Source organism: uncultured Blautia sp. (assembly GCF_902497045.1).
Lineage (GTDB): Bacteria > Bacillota > Clostridia > Lachnospirales > Lachnospiraceae > Blautia_A.
On sequence record NZ_CABVDF010000254.1, the window covers coordinates 1 to 3669 of the forward strand.

The window sequence follows — 3669 nt, forward strand, 5'->3', positions numbered from 1 at the left end:
CCCTTTTTTCAATAAAATAAGAAACATACTTTTATATGTTAAAGCTGAAAAGGAATGAAAAAGGGTGAGGAGGAAATTATAATGAAAAAAGTTGTAAAATTTGGAGGAAGTTCTCTGGCAAACGCAGAGCAGTTCTGCAAAGTGGGAGAGATCATCCGCAGTGATGAGAGCAGACGTTATGTGGTGCCGTCTGCACCGGGAAAGAGATTTTCAGGAGATACGAAAGTTACAGATCTTCTTTATGCCTGCTACGATAAGGCTGCAAAAGGAAAAGAATTTAGTGGTATTTTTAAAGAAATCAAGGAAAGATATTATGAGATCATCAGAGGACTGAAACTGGAGCTTTCTCTTGAGGAGGAATTTGACCAGATCGAAAAAGACTTCCAGGCACAGGCAGGAACCGAATATGCGGCGTCAAGGGGAGAGTTCCTGAATGGAAAAATCATGGCAGCGTATCTGGGCTATGAGTTTGTAGATGCGGCCGCAGTGATACGTTTTGACAAAAATGGAAATTTTGATTCTGAAAAAACGGACAGGCTTTTAAGTAAACGTCTTGGAAAATGTGCTAATGCGGTTATTCCGGGATTTTATGGAGCTATGGAGGATGGAACAGTAAAAACATTTTCCAGAGGAGGTTCTGATGTAACAGGTTCCCTTGTTGCAAAGGCTGTTCAGGCAGACGTTTACGAAAACTGGACAGATGTATCAGGATTTCTTGTGACAGATCCAAGAATCGTGGATGATCCGGCTGTGATAGAAACAATTACATACAGAGAACTGCGGGAACTGTCTTATATGGGCGCTACTGTTCTTCATGAGGAAGCTATCTTTCCTGTGAGAAAAGAAGGTATCCCTATCAATATCAGAAATACAAACCGCCCGGATGACAAAGGAACTTTTATTGTAGAAAGCACCTGCCGGAAACCCCGATATGTGATTACGGGAATTGCAGGAAAAAAGGGATTCTGCTCCATCAATATCGAAAAGTCTATGATGAACAGTGAAGTCGGATTTGGAAGAAAAGTCCTCCAGGTATTTGAAGATCAGGGAATTAGTTTTGAGCATGTTCCTTCAGGAATTGATACAATGACTGTTTATGTTCATCAGGATGAATTTGAGGAAAAGGAACAGCAGGTGATTGCAGGGATCCACAGAGCAGTCCAGCCGGACTTTGTGGAGATGGAGTCAGATCTTGCTCTGATCGCAGTCGTAGGAAGAGGCATGAAATCTCAGAGAGGAACAGCCGGACGTGTGTTTGCAGCTCTTGCACACGCACATGTAAATGTAAAAATGATCGACCAGGGATCCAGTGAGCTGAATATTATCATAGGTGTTGAGAATCGTGATTTTGAAACAGCAGTAAAAGCAATCTATGATATTTTCGTGATGACACAGATTTAATAAAAATGCAGAGAGAAAATTTCCAGCCGGAAAGGATCTCTCTGTATTTTTTTGCAGAGATTTAAACAGGATTAAGCAGTTTTATTTTTTGTGGCTTGACAGGAACATCTGTTTGGTATAAAATAAAACAAACAAATGTTCGGAGGTGCGCACGATGATATACAAGGAGTCAATGAGCCTGATGGAGAAACTGGAAATTCTGTCAGATGCAGCGAAATATGATGTTGCCTGTACTTCCAGCGGAACAGACAGGAAAGGTGATGGTTCCGGCATCGGCAACAGTATCACCGCGGGAATCTGTCATAGTTTTTCTGGGGATGGACGCTGCATTAGTTTATTAAAAGTTCTTTATACCAATGAATGTGTATTTGATTGTAAATACTGCGTGAACCGGGCATCGAATGATGTGGTTCGGGCGAGCTTCACTCCGGAAGAGATCAGTCGTCTTACTATAGAATTTTACCGGAGAAATTATATTGAAGGATTATTTCTCAGTTCAGGAGTTAAGGACTCTCCGGATGCCACAATGGAAGAGCTGATCCGATCAGCAGAAATTTTAAGAAACCAGTATCATTTTCAGGGATATATTCATCTTAAGGCAATTCCTGGCGCTTCTCCGGAACTGATCTGCAGAGCAGGGTATCTGGCTGACCGTATGAGTGTGAATCTGGAACTGCCTACTGCGGAGGGACTGAAGAAACTTGCTCCTCACAAAAGCCGACAGACCATATTGCGTCCTATGAAGCAGATTCAGACTGTTTGTGAGGAAAATAAGAGGGAGCTGACGGTTTACCGCCATGCTCCGGAGTTTGTTCCGGCAGGGCAAAGCACACAGATGATCATCGGAGCAGTTGGGGAAAGCGATTTTCAGATTGTGTCCACAGCAGAAGCACTATATAGGAAGTTTTCTTTAAAACGGGTTTTTTATTCTGCATTTGTGGCTGTCAATGAAGATAAAGATCTTCCGGTGCTTCCTCAGGGACCGCCGCTTCTGCGTGAACACAGATTGTATCAGGCGGATTGGCTGCTTCGGTTTTACGGATTCCGGGCAGAAGAACTTCTGACAGAGGAACATCCGAATTTTAATTTGTTTCTTGATCCCAAGTGTGATTGGGCAATAAGCCATCTGCAGTATTTTCCGGTAGAAATCAATAAAGCAGACTACAGGACTCTTCTCAGAGTGCCGGGAATAGGAGAAAAGTCAGCCAGAAGAATTGTTGGGGCCAGAAGGCATCATTCTCTGGATTTTCCGGAACTTAAGAAGATTGGAGTTGTTCTGAAGCGGGCTGTTTATTTTATCACCTGTAACGGCCGACAGATGTATCCGATAAAGCTGGAGGAAGATTATATTGTAAGGAACATTCTGGAATCCGGAAAGAGGCCTTTTTCTTCTTCGGAAATCACATACAGACAGCTTTCTCTGTTTGATGACGATAAGATGATAATGGACAGAAATGAGGTGTTGTCAGGTGGTATATGAGAAGAAAATCCTGGTTTGTGATAATTCCATAGAAGGTATTTTTACAGCAGTTTATGATGGATGGCATTGGGAAAACAAAGGAATCTCAGTGAAAATTGCAGTGGAAGAGCCGGAGTATCCGGAATTATTTGCAGATAGGGTGGATATTACGTCTGACAGCGAAAAGGCTGTAAAGGTAGCAAGAACTGTAAGACGAAAGCTGGGGGAACAGGTATATGAGGCAATCTGTTATGCGTCAGTCTCTGTACATCCGGATAAGGGAACGGCTGTGTTTTATCTTTTGAGAAAGGCATTAGGGGGAAATCGTTGTGACAGGTATGTACTGGAAGCACTGGCAGACCCGGCGGTAAGCCTGGTATCGTCTTTGAGGATTAAGGTCTGGCATGAAATTCATCGATTTTATGGTTTTGTCCGTTTTCGGCAGATGGCAGGAGGGATTTTGGCTTCGGTTATTCATCCGGAAAATGATATTCTGGAATTTTTAGGTACTCATTTTTCCAATCGTTTTCCAAATGAAAACTGGATGATCTATGATGAAGGAAGAGAAAAAATTCTTGTGCATGAAAAAGGGAAAGAATGCTGTGTTTATGTGCAGACAGTATTTAATAGGAACGAAGGGGAATCTCTGGAAGCTCCTGATGAATATGAAGAATTGTGGAGAGCATTTTGTTCCTGTATTACGATAAAAGAAAGAACAGATCTGAAACTGCAAAAACAGTTTGTACCGTTGAAGTTTCGTTCAAATATGCTGGAATTTTATGAATAGAAATAACTGAAAAAATTGAAAT

Annotated in this window: 3 protein-coding genes; all 3 read left to right on the forward strand. The window is 41.9% G+C overall.

What is annotated here, in order from left to right:
• Window positions 1–81: 81 nt before the first annotated feature.
• The 3 genes from RDS42_RS13290 to RDS42_RS13300 all read left to right on the forward strand — a co-directional run bounded on the left by RDS42_RS13290 (window position 82) and on the right by RDS42_RS13300 (window position 3647).
• Window positions 82–1401 (forward strand): aspartate kinase, encoded by a 1320-nt coding sequence (locus tag RDS42_RS13290; RefSeq protein ID WP_308784078.1) that lies wholly within the window; start codon window positions 82–84, stop codon window positions 1399–1401.
• A 154-nt stretch (window positions 1402–1555) separates the two neighbouring features.
• Window positions 1556–2881: a putative DNA modification/repair radical SAM protein gene (locus tag RDS42_RS13295; RefSeq protein WP_308784079.1), complete on the forward strand. Its 1326-nt coding sequence runs from the start codon at window positions 1556–1558 to the stop codon at window positions 2879–2881.
• A complete protein-coding gene (locus RDS42_RS13300) occupies window positions 2871–3647 on the forward strand; it encodes a TIGR03915 family putative DNA repair protein (protein WP_308784080.1) in 777 nt (258 codons plus the stop codon). Before RDS42_RS13295 ends, RDS42_RS13300 begins: the two co-directional genes overlap by 11 nt.
• Window positions 3648–3669 lie beyond the last annotated feature (22 nt).